The sequence below is a fragment of the Actinoplanes sp. NBRC 101535 genome (genome assembly GCF_030269225.1).
Classification (GTDB): domain Bacteria; phylum Actinomycetota; class Actinomycetes; order Mycobacteriales; family Micromonosporaceae; genus Actinoplanes; species Actinoplanes rectilineatus.
Genome location: NZ_BSSY01000007.1, coordinates 1 through 14,647, shown reverse-complemented (window position 1 = coordinate 14,647; position 14,647 = coordinate 1). Strand labels below are relative to the sequence as shown.

The window sequence follows — 14,647 nt, the reverse complement described above, 5'->3', positions numbered from 1 at the left end:
GCGGGGCGCCGGCACTGTTTCTGCAGGTCACATGGCGCGGTCACCCAGCAGGGGGTCGTTCAGCGGTAAGCGCGTTCGTGCAGCCGGTACGCCACCGCATAGTCACCGTCGGCCGCCATCAACTCCGCGTGGGTGCCCTGCTCGCTGATCCGGCCGTCGCGCAACACCACGATCAGGTCGGCGGACCGTACCGTCGTGTAGCGGTGGGACACCAGCACCGTCACCGCGCCCTCGGCCCGCGCCGCGGCGGCCTCCGCGGCGAACCGCTGGAACAGTTCGTGTTCGGCGAGCGGGTCCAGGGCCGCGCTCGGCTCGTCGAGGAGCACGCACAGCGGACGGCGCGCCCCGGCCACCGTCCGCATCAACGACCGGGCCAGCGCCAGCCGCTGCCACTGGCCGAGGGACGGTTCGACACCGCCGAACGCCGCGCCGAGCCGTTTCTGCAGGTCGTCGCCGTACGGTGCGCCGGCCAGCCGGATCGCCTCGGCCACCACCGCGGTGTCCCGGACGTGCGACACCTGGCCCACGCCGACCGTCTCGCGGACCGGCATCCGGAGCTGGGCGAAGTCCTGGAACACCCCGGACAGCCGTGATCGCCAGGCGTCGACCGCGAGGGCCGGCAGCGGGCGGCCGTCCACCGTGATCGTGCCCGACGACGGCTCGTACAGGCCGATCAGCAACTTGATAAGGGTGGATTTGCCGGCCCCGTTCTCCCCGACGACCGCGACCGTCGTGCCGGCCGGCAAAGTCAGGGTGAGCCCGTCGAGTGCCGCGCGGTCCGCGCCGGGGTAGCGGAACCGGAGGTCGTGCAGGGTGATCCCGGTGGTCAACCGGTCCGGCGGTTGCTCCCCGCCGCTCGGGAACGCCGCCCGGTATTCCCGCAGCCACCAGTGGTGCGACACCGCCCGGCCCGCCTCGGCCGCCGAGGTCAGGCTGACCAGCACCATCCGCCACTGTCCTTCGAGCTGGGTGGCGAGCGAGACGACCAGTACCGCCTCGCCGACGGTGGCGTGCCCGCCGCGGATCAGGCCCGCGACGGTCAGCAGCGCCCCGGCGAACCCGGCCGCGTACAGCAGCCAGGCCAGGGACTGCCACGCGGCGCCGCGCAGCCGGGCGATGGTCTCCCGGCGGGCCGCCTCCGCCCACAGGGCGCTCGCGTCGTCGTCGAGGGTGTACGCGCCGAGCAGCACCTCCTTGGCCGGTTCCGGCGTCACGCACAGTTCGTGGAGGCGGCGTTCGCGGCGCAGCAGTTCGGTGGTGTCGTCGCGGGCCGCCCGCAGCAGCGCGTCTCCGCGCCGGCCGGCCGCGTACACCGGCAGGCCGAGCAGGGCGAGCAGGCTGAGCGCCGGGTCGACCGCGGACAACAATGCCACCGTCACGCCCAGGCCGGTGACGGCGACGACGGTGTCGAGGGTGGACCACGGCATCGCGGCGATCGCCTGCGAGTCGCGGAACAGCCGGTCCCAGCGGTCGATGTACGGGCCGTGTTCCAGGTGGGTGAGTGTCGGGATGCCGGCGACGTCGCGCATGACCCGCTCGTTGGCCATCCCGCGGACCCGGCTGACCAGGAACGTCAGCAGGTTGCCGCGGATCCGGCCGGTGCTCAGCGACACGCCGTACGCCAGCGCCCCCAGCGTCACCGCCACAGCCGTCTCGCCGTCGACCAGCAGCCGCAGGCTCACGCCGATCCCGGCGATCACCGCCGTCTGCCCGACCGTGACCGCGGCAAGCAGGATCGACGCCCGCCGGTCGGCGCGCAGCGTCAACCGGGTGACCTCGGCCAGAAGCCGAAGCCAGGCAGTCACGTCGACTCCCCCAAAGAAGTCGACTCTCCCAAAGACGTCGACTCTCCCAAAGACGTCGACTCCCCGAAAGACGTCGGCTCCCGGAACGCCGCCGCCTGCGTGGTGAAGAACCGCGCGTAGTCGCCACCGCGGGCGAGCAACTCCTCGTGGCTGCCGTCCTCGGCGACCCGGCCGTCGCGGAGCAGCACGATGCGGCCGGCGGCCCGGACCGTGGACAATCGATGCGAGATCAGCATGGTCGTGGTGCCCGCGGACCGGCCGATCACCCGGTCGTGGAAGGCCGCCTCGGCGTGAACGTCCAGGTTCGCGGTCGGCTCGTCGAACACCACCAGGCGGCGGCCGGCGCGGGCCGCGTACAGGGTGCGGGCCAGGGCCACCCGCTGCCACTGCCCGCCGGAGAGATCGGTGCCGCCAGCGCCCTCGAGCCACAGCGAGGTGGACAGGTCGCTGGGCAGGCCGGTCGCGCCGGCCTGCTCCAGGGCGGCACGCACGTCAGCGTCGTCGTGCGGCGGCGGCACACCGGCGGTCACGTTGTCGCGCACGCTCGACGGGTAGTGCACGAAGTCCTGGAACAGCACGGTGATCGGCGGGCGGCGCGTCCGCGGGTCCACGCCGTCGACCGTGATCGTCCCCGCGGTCGGGGCGTAAAGACCGGCGAGCAGCTTGACCATCGTCGTCTTGCCGGCCCCGTTCTCGCCGACGACCGCGACCGTCTCCCCTGGCCGGAGGGTGAGCGAGAAGCCGTCGAGCACCGGCCGGTCGCTGCCGGGATAGTGGAAGCTCACGTTCACGAACCGGATTCCCGGCGCCCGCGCGACCGGCTTTGCCGGGGGGATCCGGCCGGTGGTGACGGCGAGTTCGTCGGCGGCCAGCAGACCGCGCAGGCCGTACTCGATGTCGTAAGCCTCCTGGCCCATCTGGCTGATGCTGAGCACGCCGATGCCGGCCAGCACCACGGTGATCAGCCGGCCGTCGTCAAGGGTCAGCGCCGGGAAGCCCAGCACGGCCGCCGCGGACAGGGCGCTGACCGGGCCGGCCCACCACAGGCGGCGCAGCACGTCGAGCATCGCCCGCCACACCGGCCCGTAGGTCCGCGCCACCGATGACCGGAAACGCCCACCGAAGAACCCGCTCAGCCCGAAGAGCCGCACGTCCTTGGCGGCGCCCATCACCGCCTGAGTGGCGACGTAGTACTCATACCGCTGACCGGCGGTGTCCGCGTCCAGCTTGTCGATCACCGCGATCCACTGGCGGCGCAGGACCGCCCGCAGCCACAGCGAGACACCCAGCACGGCCACCGCGAGCAGCACCGAGAAGGTGGCCAGCAGCACCGCGGCGGCCAGCGCCGACACCATCCGGAAGATCAGCGTGACCTGCCCGGTGATCGCGTTGCCGGCCGACCGTTCCCGGGCGACGCCCATCCCGGGATCCACCGCGCGCGCCGCCCGATCCTGGAAGGCCGCGCTCTCCAGCACCTCCAGACCGGACGATCCGGCCGCCGCGGCGCGCACCCGGGCCCGGAGCACTCCGTCGACACGCCGCGCGACGTGCGCCTCGGTCACCTCCAGCAGCAGCCACCCCACCTGCTGGACGACCAGCAGTGTCACCACCGGCAGCACGGTCGGCAGTGCGGCCCTCCCGGCGACGAACGCGGACACCATGCGGCCCACCGACCACGCCGATGCGGTCGGCACGACAGCCAGCACGAGCTGCAGAAACACCAGCACGGCGGCGGCCTTGACGCCACCGGCCGGCAACAGACGAACCAGACGCAGACGCTCGCTGATCATCCATGACCCCCGATGCCTCCACCATAAACCGGTCGGGTCGCGCCAGGTGCGCCCGCTGCGGCTTCTTCGGGGGTACGCGTCAAAGCATGCCCGTCGTCGACCGTGCTCCGGGCGTACAAGATGGCGGTGGGGAATGGTCTTGCGGGCTGTCAGGCCTTGGCCAACCAGGTCACCACCATGATCGCCAGGAAGAGCAGGCCGGTCACGATCGTCACCGCGCCGACCAGGTGACTCACGTTCGCCTCCGACCAGTTGGGACGGGCCGTCTCACCCGGTGGGCCCGGGGCGGTCCAGTCGCCCATCGTGGTCAGCATCCGCGACCCGGCGTACCGCAGTCGACGCTTCCACAGTACGGCGGCGGGCGCACGCCTGCGGCCGCTCACCGCTCCTCCACCGTGGACATCCGGCTTCTCCCCACTCGGCGCTTCCGCACACCGATCCCGCTCGGCGCTTTCCGACACCGATCCCGCTCGGCGCCTCTCCACACCGATCAACGACGCCGGACCGGATCAGTGATGCGCGACGGGACTCGTCCGTGCTGGAATACGCAGCGGAAACGGGAGAGGATCGAATGGATCGCATACGAGATGCCGCCACCATCCTGAGTCAGGCGAAGCGGGTCGTCGTGTTCACCGGCGCCGGGATCTCCGCGGAGAGCGGCGTGCCCACGTTCCGGGACGCGCTGACCGGCTTGTGGGAGCGGTTCGACGCTCAGGCACTGGCCACCCCGCAGGCGTTCGCCGACGATCCCGCCCTGGTCTGGGGCTGGTACGAGTGGCGCCGCACCCAGCTCCTGCGGGTCCGCCCGAACCCGGGACACGACGCGGTCGCCGCGCTGGCCGGGCTCGTCCCCACCCTGACCGTGATCACCCAGAATGTGGACGACCTGCACGAACGTGCCGGAAGTGTGGATCCGCTGCATCTGCACGGCAGCCTGTTCGCGCCGCGCTGCTCGGTGTGCGCCGCGCCCGCCTCGCCGGTGTCGCCCACGGTCACGTCTCCGGGAACCGCACCGGGTGCGTCTCCGGGACTGTCGCCGGAATCGGCGTCAGGATCGGGATCGGGATCGGGATCGGCGTCAGGATCGCCCCTGGGGTCGACTCCGACTGCCGGTGTTGCGGACGAAGGCCGCCGCATCACCCCGCCGGCCTGTGAGCGCTGCGGCGGGGCGATCCGGCCGGGAGTCGTCTGGTTCGGTGAGGCGCTGCCCGAGGACGCCCTGGAAACCGCGGTGCTGGCCGCCTCCGAGTGCGACGTGCTGCTCACCGTCGGCACGTCCGGCCTGGTCTACCCCGCCGCCGAGATCCCCCGGGTCGCGGCCCGTTTCGGCGCCGCCGTGATCCAGGTGAACCCGCAGGCCACCCCGCTGGACGCGCTCGCCGTCGTCAACCTGCACCAGTCCGCGGCGCAGGCGCTGCCCGCCCTGGTCGAAGCACTTCAGTCCTGATCCACGGGCCAGGCGGCGGTCTCGGCGGCTCCGGCGCGGACCGCGGCCCAGTCGACGGTCCGCGGCAGGCTCAAACGTTGCCGTAGCCAGGTGCTGCGCTCATCATGCTCCCGCCGCAGCTGCCGCACGTCGAGGTCGACCCCGGGTGGTGGGCCGCTCCGCTCCAGGGCGGCCACCCGCTCGTCCATCGCCGCGATGAGCCGCCTGTCGAAGTCGTCGACCGCCGCGAAGAACTCCGCCGTCGGCACGTCGACCTCCAGCACCGGCGGCCCCTCGTAACAGTCCCGGGCCCGCTCCCCGATCCGCTGGCTGACCGTCACCACGTCCCGGCCGTCGACGATGTGCCGCCAGAACCGCACGGCCGGCGGCCGCTCCAGGTAATGCAGCGGCAGATCGAAGTCACCCTGGAGATCGATGGCGGCGTCGACCTCGGCGGACCAGTCGCCCTCCGGCCACTCACGGCGGGGCTCCGACCCGTCCACGAACCACCGGAGATCCTCCGGGACCGGCTCCTCCAGCACCTGCCGCAGGACGATCACGTCCTCCCACAGGCGGACGACGTAGTAGTCCGTGTCCGGAAGGATCCGCCAGCCGTCGCCGCTGATCCCGAACCGGCCGTCGGTCAGTCCGAACCAGTGCAGCGTCGGCCGGTCGCCACCCCACGGTGCAACCTCGTCGAGGGTACGCAGCACGAACTCGAACCTCAGCACGACGCCATCCTGCCCGACGCGGGGCCGCGCCACCCGTGAGTTCCACGGCCCCCACATCGAAACCGGCCCGAGGGTCAGGGCTTGCGGGCGACCGCCCCGTACATGGCGATGTCCTTGTCGGCGACGTCGGTGGGCTCGGAGCCGTCCGGACGCCACTTGTGCACCTGCACCAGGCCCGGCTCGACCAGCTCCAGACCGTCGAAGAACGACAGGGCGGTCGGGCGCTTCCGGAAGATCAGGGTCTCGCCCAGCCGGTTGTACTCCTGCTGCACCTTGGCCAGCGGGATCGGGTCGAACTCGTCGGTCGCGATCGACATCGCCAGGTAGCTGCCCGACGGCAGCACGTCGAGCACCTGCCGGACCACCTTCAGCGCCTCGTCGTCGTCCTCGATGAAGTGGACGATAGCGATCAGAAGCAGTCCGACCGGCTTCGTCAGATCGAGTGTCTCGATGAACTCCGGAGCGGAGGTGATCGTCTGCGGGTCGCGCATGTCCGCATCGATGTAGGCGGTGCTGCCCTGCGTCGTGCCGAGCATCAGCGCCCGCGCGTGGGCGAGCACGAGCGGGTCGTTGTCGGTGTAGACGACCTTCGCGGTCGGGTCGACCGACTGGACGATCTCGTGCAGGTTGGGCCGGGTCGGCAGGCCGGTGCCGATGTCGAGGAACTGGCGGATGCCCGCCTCGGCAGCCAGGTAGCGGCCGACGCGGTGCATGAAGGCCCGGTTGGCGTGCATGTGCGGTTTGAGCGCGGGCCACATCTTCAGCGAGTTCTCACCGGCCTCGCGGTCCGCGGCGAAGTTGTCCTTGCCGCCGAGGATGTAGTCGTAGATCCGTGCGCCGTGCGCCCGGTCGGTCTGCAGGTCGACGCCGCGACCCTCTTCCTCATCACGTGCCACCGAGCAGCCTCCGTAAGACGATGCCGTCACCCGTGTGGGCGACCCTACACCGGTCACTCAGCGTACAGAGATCCACTATGGACTGAGTCCGGTCAGATCAGATTCGGTCATGCAGAAGCCAACATGTGATCATCGACGGCAGTGGAACCGGCAAGCGAGGCGGTATCGATGAAGAACCTGTGGCACGAGGCGGTCCACGGCGACGGCTGGCGCGGACTGGCGGCGTCCGTGGGCTTCTTCGCCGTCGTCGGTGTGGTGTACGTGCCGCTGCGGTGGTTCACCGGCGGCGAGGAGGGCCTGTCCACCGCCCTGTGGAACATCACCACACTGAGCGCACTCGTCACCGTCATCCGGCTCGTCGGCATCCTGGCCTCCGGCCGCCGCCGCAACGACGCGCCATAGATCAGAGGCGCCGGGCCGCAATAGCGAGGACGTGACGGCAGCAGGAGCTCAGCGAAGCGGCGGCGTGGTGAGGGCGTCGAGGTCGCGGACGGCGTAACGGAGGTGGTCCCACTCCTCGTTCAGGATCGTGTGCACGCAGGACAGCACGCTCGTCATGTCCTCCGGCGCCCACGGATGCCGGCGCGGTGACGCCAGCTCGAGGGCCGTCACGGCGGACAGGAAATCGCCGACCATGGCGAACCGTTCGGCGCGGACCGCGAGGACCTCGGCGTAGGTGGGGTTCGGGTGGGAGAACACCGACATGTCGTAACCGTCGGCCTCGAACTCGCCGTTCGGGATGCCGATCGGATGGTACGGGTACGGATTGCGCTGGACGGCCCCGCGGAACCACGTGTCGGTGGCCATCACCAGGTGGCGCAGCGTCTGGGCGAACGACCAGCCCCCGTTCACCGTTGCGTCGGCGGTGCCCGGCGGCATCGCGTCGACACGGGTCAGGGTGCTTTCCCACGTACGAGAAAGGGAAGCCCACGCCGCACGCAGGCCGTCGGGATCGGTGGCCCGGCGTCGTTCCCGGCCGGGGAATCGGCGATCGAGTTCGGCGTCGACGAACGGCAGCACGTCGACGCCATTGACCAGTAGAGTGTTGCCGTCCTCGAACAGCCACGGCGAGTCGATGTCGGCCTTGTGCAGAACGACGTCCCGCATGACCACGCCGGACAGGTGGGCGCCGATGAACTGGGCGCCGTTCAGGTTCGTGCCGACGAAACGCGGCCGGTCGTCGTCGCTCACCGGAACGTCCGGGCGGTGCGGCGCCGGCGGCTCAGGACGAGGATCGCGGCGCCCGCCGCCAGAAACGCGAAGGACCAGCGGGGACGGTGCCGTGACGTCATGCGCGGCAGTATGGCACCCGCAGGGTCACGTACCCGTGAGAATGGCCGGACGGGGCAGCAGTTCGAGGATCCCCGCCGCGTCCGTCGGATGCGCCAGCACGAACCCCTGGGCGAACTCGCAGCCCAGTTCGCCGAGGACCGCCAGGTCGGCCGGGTCGTCGACGCCCTCGGCGACCGACATCATCCCCAGCGCGTGGGCCATCGACACCATCGCGTCGACCAGGTTGCGCCGGGACGCGTCGAGGCTGATCCCGGTCACGAACGTACGGTCGATCTTCACGATGTCCCAGCCGTGGTCGGCGACACGGGCCATCGACGAGTAGCCGGTGCCGAAGTCGTCCACCGCGATCTGCACGCCCGCGCGCCGCAGCGGGCCGAGCGCCGCGTCGACCGTCTCCGGGGACGCCAGTCCGGTCTCGGTCAGCTCCAGGGTCAGTGACCCGGCCGGCGCGCCGGTGAGTTCCAGGGCGGTCAGCACCATGTCGGTCGTCTCGTCGGAGATCTGCCGCGGCGACAGGTTGACGGCGACCGGGATCCACCGCCCGGTCTGCTCGTGCCAGTCCCGCTGCTCGGCAAGCGCCTGACCGAGAATGATCGTGAACAGCTGGCCCACCGTGCCGGTGGCCTCGGCGACCGGCACGAACTCGGCCGGCGGCAGGATCCCCTCGGCCGGGTGCCGCCAGCGGGCCAGCGCCTCGACCGACGACAGCGTCCCGTCGTCGACCCGGAACACCGGCTGGTAGACGCAGAACAGCTCCCCCGGATGCGCGAGGGCGCGGCGCAGGTCCGCGTCGCGGCGCAGCCGTTGCGTGGCGTCGGCCCGGCTGCGCTCGTCGAACCGGACCATCCGTCCCCGGCCGGCGGCTTTCGCCTGGTACATGGCCATGTCGGCGTCCTGGAGCAGGGTGTCCGGGTCGGCGTTCGGGTCGGCCGTGGTGCGCAGCCCCACCGACAGCGACGCGAAGAACTCGCTGCCGTCGGAGAGCAGCATCGGCCGGGCCAGTTCGCCGGCCACCCGGTCGGCGACACCTGTCGCGTCGTCCTCGGTGATTCCCGGCATCAGGATCACGAACTCGTCGCCGCCCAGCCGGCACACCACGTCCGAGTCGCGGACCGCGCCGCGCAACCGGCCGGCGATCGCCACCAGCAGTTGGTCGCCGGCGTCGTGACCGAGACTGTCGTTGACGTTCTTGAAGTGGTCCAGGTCGCAGAAGAGCAGGCCGACCCGGGCCCGGCCGTCGGTCGGCAGCGACCCCAGCGACAGTGACAGCCGGTCCATCAGCAGACTGCGGTTGGCCAGACCGGTCAGCGCGTCGTGCCCGGCGCGCAGGGCCAGCTCGTGGATCGGGGCGGTGAGGCGGACCGCGACCAGCGCGATCGACACCCACGAGCCGGCCACCAGCGCCATGTCGTCGTCCGAGCTCCACAGCAGGTGCAGGGTGGGAAGCAGCAGCGCGGCGCCGAACAGCACCAGCGCCCGCCGGACGGTCAGCGCACCCAGTGCGGACCGGCGCGGGGTGGTAGCCGACATCGACGGGTGCAACGCCGCCGCGGCGATCAGGATCGGCATGGACATCCAGCCCAGATCGATCAGACCACCTTCGGCGTACGTTCCGGTCAGGCTCTGATGGGTGTAGAACGCGTCCGAGACGAACCAGGCGAGCAGCCCGCCGAGCAGCAGCCGCACCGCCGGGGGCCGCAGCTCGATGCCGAGCGCCAGGGCGAGCGCGCAGTACACGACGATCAGCGTGTTCGCCGGGGCGGTGACCGCCACGAACTGGGCCGTCACGCTGCCACCGGCCGCCGTCGTCGGTTCGACGACCAGGATCCAGGCGAGGCTGGCGAGCGGCGTGACGATCACCGCGGCGTCGATGAACGCGGTCCGGCCGGCCCGCGCGGCGAGCAGCGCGACACCGGCGGCGACACTGAGATGACCGAGAAGGTAGAGCACGTCCGCGGGTGAGGGGAACGGCGGCGCCTTTCCCGCGGCGAACAGCACGTCCCCGATCCCGGACAGCACCAGACCGATCATGATCAGACGCCAGCTGCCCCGTTTGCGGGGCGCGTGCCGGCGGATCCCGACGGCCACGGCGAAGGGGGCGGCGACGTTGACAGCCACGTAGATCCAGCGCGTGGTGTCGCTGAACGGCCACACCAGGTACACCGCGGCCGCGGCACCGGCGACGAGCAGGTAGATCCACCAGACGTGGCGGGCGCTCGGTCGCATGCGTGACGTATCGGCCGGAGCACCCCGGAGGTGAGCTGTTGTCCCGGCCCGGTCTGTGAGAGTTTGAAGGGCATGGATCGACAGACTGTGACCGTGAACGGCCTCGACGAACTCCGCGCCCTGACCGGCCGCGACCTCGGCACCGGCGAATGGCTGGAGATCACCCAGGAGCGGGTGAACACCTTCGCCGACGCGACCGGCGACCACCAGTGGATCCACGTCGACGTCGAGCGCGCGGCGAGCGGCCCGTTCGGCGGCCCGATCGCCCACGGATACCTGACGTTATCGCTGGTCATCCCGCTGTTCGGCACGTTGCTCAAGGTCGAGGGCATCAGCATGGGCGTCAACTACGGCCTGGACCGGGTCCGGTTCCCCTCCCCCGTGCGGGTCGGTTCCAAGATCCGCCTGCGCGCCACGGTGGTCAGCGTCGAGGACGTCCAGGGCGGCGCCCAGGCCACCTACGACTTCACCGTCGAGCTCGACGGATCGGCGAAACCCGCCTGCGTGGCCCGCCCGGTCTACCGCTATTACCTCTGACAGATCCCTTTCTGAGGGGTACGCCGACAGCAGCGTCCCGTCGATGTCCCTAAACTCGGCGGGTGACGCTGAGCAACCTGACCTACCGCATGATCGACGGGGAGCGGATCGAGGGCACCTGGCGTTCCGTGTTCATCAATAACGGCGGCAACTACTTCTCCACCGACCTGCTGATCTTCGCGGACGGGGCGCTGCGTTGCTGGGGAGACTGGACGGACCTCGACGGCCTCCGAGAACTCCTCGACCGGGGACGGATCGTCACCACATTCAAGCCGGGCGCGGACGTGTACGCCCACGACTTGACGCTCTGGGACGTCGAGCACGCGGCCATGGGGACCAACGCCGAGGATCTGCTCACCGAGGTGGCCGACGCGATCGACGAGTTGAACGGCAGGCCCGACTCGATCCGGCGGTGCCGGCTGGCCCTGGACCGGTTCCTGGAGAGCCGCACCGAGCAGGACCGGACGGCGCTGCGCACGGCATACCTGGCAGTCAGCGAATACTGGCGGCCGGCCGTGCTCCCCGACCCGGACGTCGACGACGAGCCGGTGCGGATCCTCTGCACCCCGGTCGGCGAGGTGGAAGACCACGGCGAACTGGTGACCGAGTCGGATCACGCCACGGCGCTGGAGTACTTCGCCCGCAGGCCACGCCTCGAGCCCGCCGTGGCACAGCGCCCGGCCGTGACGCTGGACCGGGTCCCGGCCGAGTGGCCTGCCCCGCCGACGGACATCTGCCTGCACAACGAGTACCCGGTGCCCGTCACCCTCGACGACCGGACATACCCGTCAGCGGGCCACGCCTACTGGTCGCGGGCGGTCACGAACGACGACGCGCGGGCCCGGATGGCCGCGGAACCCTTCGTGTTCGACGCCGAGAAGATCGCCGTTGCGGGCCCACCGCGCCCGGATTGGCCCCTGATCCGGATGGCCGCGATGCACACTGTGCTGCGCGCCAAGTTCACCCAGCACCCGCAGCTGGCCGCCGTGCTGCTGGCCACGGGCAACGCCCGGATCGACTACCCCGACGACGACGCAGGCCGCCTCCTGGAACTGATCCGCTCCGCACTGGCCGCCGCCGCAGCCCGCTGACCTGGCCCGCCCTGCCCGGTCGCGCCACTCTCAAGATCGAAGCCGGTACCCTGCTGCCGTGACGAATGTTCATCCCGTGCGTACGGTCCAGGTCGGTCAGCGCAGCGCGGAGATCGACGAACTGCTGGCGCCGGCGGTCGAGGCGATCTGGCGGAACGGTTTCCAGACCTTCACCAGCTGCCAGGACGCCGGCGAGAGCAACGTCAGCTGGCTGGAGAAGCTGCCGCACATGGCCTCCTACGTCGAGTCGCGCCGCGGGTGGGCGTTCCTCGACTTCCCGGTGCAGGACGGCCTGCGCTTCCTGACCGCGGTGGCGCAGGCCGGGCCACGGGACGCGTTCTACGTGCAGATGACCCACTGGGCCGCACCGCAGTCCTGGGACGTCAGCATCCGGCCGATGGACCAGGCGATGTTCGACGAGGCCGAGGAGTCGAACTTCGACTTCCGCCTGCTTTGACGGCAACGTCGACACGCAGCCACGGCCGCCTGCACACATGGCGTGCACCCCGGCTACTCAACGCAACCGGGGTGCCACATGGCGGCCAGACGAATAGCGTTCCCGCTCATCAAATTCGTCGCAGGACGATCGCTAGCCAACCAAATAAGCTAGCTAGTCAAGATCAGAAATAAGTCGCCGCCTGGCGGCTTCGACTCGCTCAGTGTAGTCCGGGGCGAACACTGCCACCAATTTCTTCTCCAACGCCGCCCCAATTCGACGGAGTGGCGTCCGAACCGCCTCATCATCCAGCAGCAGGTCCCGATCCTGTAAATTATAGAGCCAGTCAGAAAGAACAAGTCCTTCATCTGCCGTTAGCTTGATCTCGAGGAATATGTCCTGATCCATGTACTTCCTCCACTAAAGCACACCGTCCCGCATGAGGTAGGTGAACTGATCCGTAGAAGGCTCCGACTTCCATCCACCCAAATACTTCCCAATGTCGGCCCCATCGGCGGTATAAGAGGCGTGGAGCCCCGTTTCTGGGTCGACATAGTGGATGGCCTTCTGCCCACGGAAGGTGCCTCGGAATGAGATTGTACCAGCGGCCTTTACGAACTCCTGAATTCTCGCCAAGAAGTGCGCTCGCGTCTCATTCGTAGCCTTACCTGCTACGCCGAAATCGAGGGCGTGTTCAAAGTGATGGTTTACCTTTTTCGGGTCCATCCACAGGCGCGGGCAGGCACCTGTGTTGTGCACGAGCACCGGGGAGTTGCCAGCGAGCACATAGAGCCATTCCGCGCAAGTTTTTGACTACTGACGGTGGTCATGCGGTGCGGTTGTGCTCGATGTGGAGGATGGCCAGCGCGGCGGCGGTAATCTTGCCGATGCGCCAGGGGTTGAGGCTGACGTTGCGTAGTGCCTTGAAGGTCATCTTGAGGAGCGAGTTGCCGCGTTCGCCGATGGCGCGCAGGCTGTTGTGGGCCTTGTTGAGCTGCTGCTGGATGAGGTTGAGCTTGCCGTTCTTCGGCTTCTTGAATGCGACGGTGATGGTGCCGGACTCGCCTTCGTAGCCCAGGTCGCCGAGGGTGCGCAGGTCTGTGCCGGCGGTGGTGAGGGCGGGCAGGATCTCGGCGTGAGTGCGGACCGCGGTGGTGTCGTGTTCGCGGCCGGGCCGCACGTCGGAGGTCCAGATCGGCCAGCCGTCGGGCACGGTGACGACCTGGACGTTGCCGCCGTGGTTGTCGTGTTTGCCGGACCACCACAGATCGACGCCCGCGGTCGGGCCCGGGGTGCGGCAGCGGTCGGTCTCCACGAGGATTCCGTCGATGTTCACGTAGTCATGGCCAGCGGCTTTCGCCGCGAGTAGGGCGCCGTGCAGGCTCGGTGACCGGGCGGCGAGGACATCGATGCCTTCGTGTAGGTAGTCGTAGCCGGTGGAGAGGCTGATCGCGTTGTCTCGGGCGAGTTGCCGCATCCGGGTGCCGTCGAGGAACCAGCGCAGGATCAGTATCGCCTGGTCACGGCAGGTCAGAGACCGGGTTCCGGCACGGGTGCCGCGGCGGGCGCGTTCGGTGGTGAGCAGTCCGGCGAGTACGTCCACGGTGTGTTCGCGTACCGGCAGGACAGCGGTGTATGTGACGCTCATCGTCGGCGCAGGACCTCTATGAAGTTGAGCTGTAGGAGGCCACCTTCTTATCGAGGTCCTGCGCCGTTCCTACGTAGCCGTGATCATCCGGCGCGTCTCCGACTTTCTACGCATCTCGCCAGCTACGGACAGCAACCGAGACGTTGCGCGGAATAGCTCATAGTACGTGTGAAGGTCATCGACGGTTATGTTGTGGACGGTTACTTGCGGGTTTACCCAGCGTTCAAGTGCCGTGATCTGGACCCGCGTGCCGGTACCGGTTCGGAGCCACTGGCCGGCCCGCAGATCGGTGGCGTCGACCCACTCGTTCAGACCGGAGACCCAGAAGGGATGCTTGTCGGTCGCGATGACCTCGGCGGTATCAGATCCTTCACCGCCGTCGATGGTGACCTTGACCAGGTTTTTGGAACCGCTGCCGACGATAAGCGCGGTGACCTCTTCCGCGCGGGTCTCGCCGGTTTCCGGATCGGTGGCGAGGACCAGGTCGCCGACGCGCACATCGGCGATCGCCTTGGTGCTGCCGTCCGCCATCAGGACCACGGTGTCGGCGGTGAAACTGTTGCTTGTAGCACAGCTTGCACCTTTGGCCATCGCGGCGAGTTGCGCATTGCCGACCATTGTCGCTGATCGCGACGCTTTAATACTCCAGCAGGAGATCCGTTTCAGGGTTCGGTGAGGGCTTGTCGTTCGTAGTGGCTGGTCCTGGCAGCGTTTTGGTGGCGGCGTCGGAAGATGGACCATGTGATCACGGTGGTGATGTTCGCTGCG

The 14,647-nt window shown here is 69.4% G+C and carries 16 protein-coding genes; 5 read left to right on the top strand and 11 right to left on the bottom strand.

The annotated features are described in order from the left end of the window. Positions 1 to 59: 59 nt before the first annotated feature. From QSK32_RS20315 to QSK32_RS20305, 3 genes are all read right to left on the bottom strand, one after another. A complete protein-coding gene (locus tag QSK32_RS20315) occupies positions 60 to 1,805 on the bottom strand; it encodes an ATP-binding cassette domain-containing protein (protein ID WP_285472760.1) in 1,746 nt (581 codons plus the stop codon). Then, complete coding sequence (locus QSK32_RS20310; protein WP_285472759.1) at positions 1,802 to 3,595, bottom strand: ABC transporter ATP-binding protein; 1,794 nt, start codon at positions 3,593 to 3,595, stop codon at positions 1,802 to 1,804. The genes QSK32_RS20315 and QSK32_RS20310 overlap by 4 nt, the downstream gene beginning before the upstream one ends. Positions 3,596 to 3,744: 149 nt before the next feature. Continuing rightward, positions 3,745 to 3,978, bottom strand: coding sequence for a hypothetical protein (locus QSK32_RS20305; protein ID WP_285472758.1), 234 nt, complete (start codon positions 3,976 to 3,978; stop codon positions 3,745 to 3,747). Between the two features lie 188 nt (positions 3,979 to 4,166). On the opposite strand from QSK32_RS20305, the gene QSK32_RS20300 reads away from it, so the two are divergent. Further along, the gene (locus QSK32_RS20300) at positions 4,167 to 5,042 is read left to right on the top strand and encodes an SIR2 family NAD-dependent protein deacylase (RefSeq protein ID WP_285472757.1); all 876 of its coding nucleotides are present in this window, start codon (positions 4,167 to 4,169) and stop codon (positions 5,040 to 5,042) included. Here the strand turns inward: QSK32_RS20300 and QSK32_RS20295 are convergent. Both QSK32_RS20295 and QSK32_RS20290 read right to left on the bottom strand, forming a co-directional pair. Next, positions 5,033 to 5,752 (bottom strand): DUF5984 family protein, encoded by a 720-nt coding sequence (locus tag QSK32_RS20295; RefSeq protein ID WP_045742733.1) that lies wholly within the window; start codon positions 5,750 to 5,752, stop codon positions 5,033 to 5,035. The genes QSK32_RS20300 and QSK32_RS20295 overlap by 10 nt on opposite strands. A 74-nt stretch (positions 5,753 to 5,826) precedes the next feature. Further along, entirely contained in the window at positions 5,827 to 6,648 is an 822-nt protein-coding gene (locus tag QSK32_RS20290; protein ID WP_285472756.1) for an SAM-dependent methyltransferase, read from the bottom strand. Positions 6,649 to 6,816: 168 nt separating this feature from the next. Between QSK32_RS20290 and QSK32_RS20285 the strand changes: the two genes are divergently transcribed. Beyond that, entirely contained in the window at positions 6,817 to 7,050 is a 234-nt protein-coding gene (locus QSK32_RS20285) for a hypothetical protein (RefSeq protein ID WP_285472755.1), read from the top strand. Positions 7,051 to 7,098: 48 nt separating this feature from the next. Here QSK32_RS20285 and QSK32_RS20280 read toward each other — a convergent pair whose 3' ends face one another. Then, positions 7,099 to 7,839: a DinB family protein gene (locus QSK32_RS20280; RefSeq protein WP_045742736.1), complete on the bottom strand. Its 741-nt coding sequence runs from the start codon at positions 7,837 to 7,839 to the stop codon at positions 7,099 to 7,101. Between the two features lie 126 nt (positions 7,840 to 7,965). Beyond that, on the bottom strand, positions 7,966 to 10,167 hold the full coding sequence (locus QSK32_RS20275) for a putative bifunctional diguanylate cyclase/phosphodiesterase (protein ID WP_045742737.1): 2,202 nt from the start codon (positions 10,165 to 10,167) through the stop codon (positions 7,966 to 7,968). Between the two features lie 72 nt (positions 10,168 to 10,239). Between QSK32_RS20275 and QSK32_RS20270 the strand changes: the two genes are divergently transcribed. From QSK32_RS20270 to QSK32_RS20260, 3 genes are all read left to right on the top strand, one after another. Continuing rightward, positions 10,240 to 10,704, top strand: a complete 465-nt coding sequence (locus tag QSK32_RS20270; protein WP_285472754.1) for a MaoC family dehydratase — start codon at positions 10,240 to 10,242, stop codon at positions 10,702 to 10,704. A gap of 62 nt (positions 10,705 to 10,766) precedes the next feature. Beyond that, positions 10,767 to 11,795, top strand: coding sequence for an NADAR family protein (locus QSK32_RS20265; protein WP_285472753.1), 1,029 nt, complete (start codon positions 10,767 to 10,769; stop codon positions 11,793 to 11,795). Positions 11,796 to 11,853: 58 nt separating this feature from the next. Beyond that, positions 11,854 to 12,252 (top strand): hypothetical protein, encoded by a 399-nt coding sequence (locus QSK32_RS20260; protein WP_285472752.1) that lies wholly within the window; start codon positions 11,854 to 11,856, stop codon positions 12,250 to 12,252. A 153-nt stretch (positions 12,253 to 12,405) separates the two neighbouring features. Here the strand turns inward: QSK32_RS20260 and QSK32_RS20255 are convergent, their stop codons facing one another. The 4 genes from QSK32_RS20255 to QSK32_RS20245 form a co-directional block, all read right to left on the bottom strand. Continuing rightward, positions 12,406 to 12,639, bottom strand: coding sequence for a hypothetical protein (locus tag QSK32_RS20255; protein WP_083449039.1), 234 nt, complete (start codon positions 12,637 to 12,639; stop codon positions 12,406 to 12,408). 12 nt (positions 12,640 to 12,651) lie between these two features. Beyond that, positions 12,652 to 12,957, bottom strand: a complete 306-nt coding sequence (locus QSK32_RS45515) for a colicin D domain-containing protein (protein ID WP_353050982.1) — start codon at positions 12,955 to 12,957, stop codon at positions 12,652 to 12,654. A 100-nt stretch (positions 12,958 to 13,057) separates the two neighbouring features. Continuing rightward, positions 13,058 to 13,879, bottom strand: coding sequence for a transposase family protein (locus QSK32_RS20250; RefSeq protein ID WP_285472751.1), 822 nt, complete (start codon positions 13,877 to 13,879; stop codon positions 13,058 to 13,060). Between the two features lie 69 nt (positions 13,880 to 13,948). Continuing rightward, a partial coding sequence (locus QSK32_RS20245) for a polymorphic toxin-type HINT domain-containing protein (RefSeq protein ID WP_285472750.1) occupies positions 13,949 to 14,647 on the bottom strand: 699 nt, incomplete at its 5' end.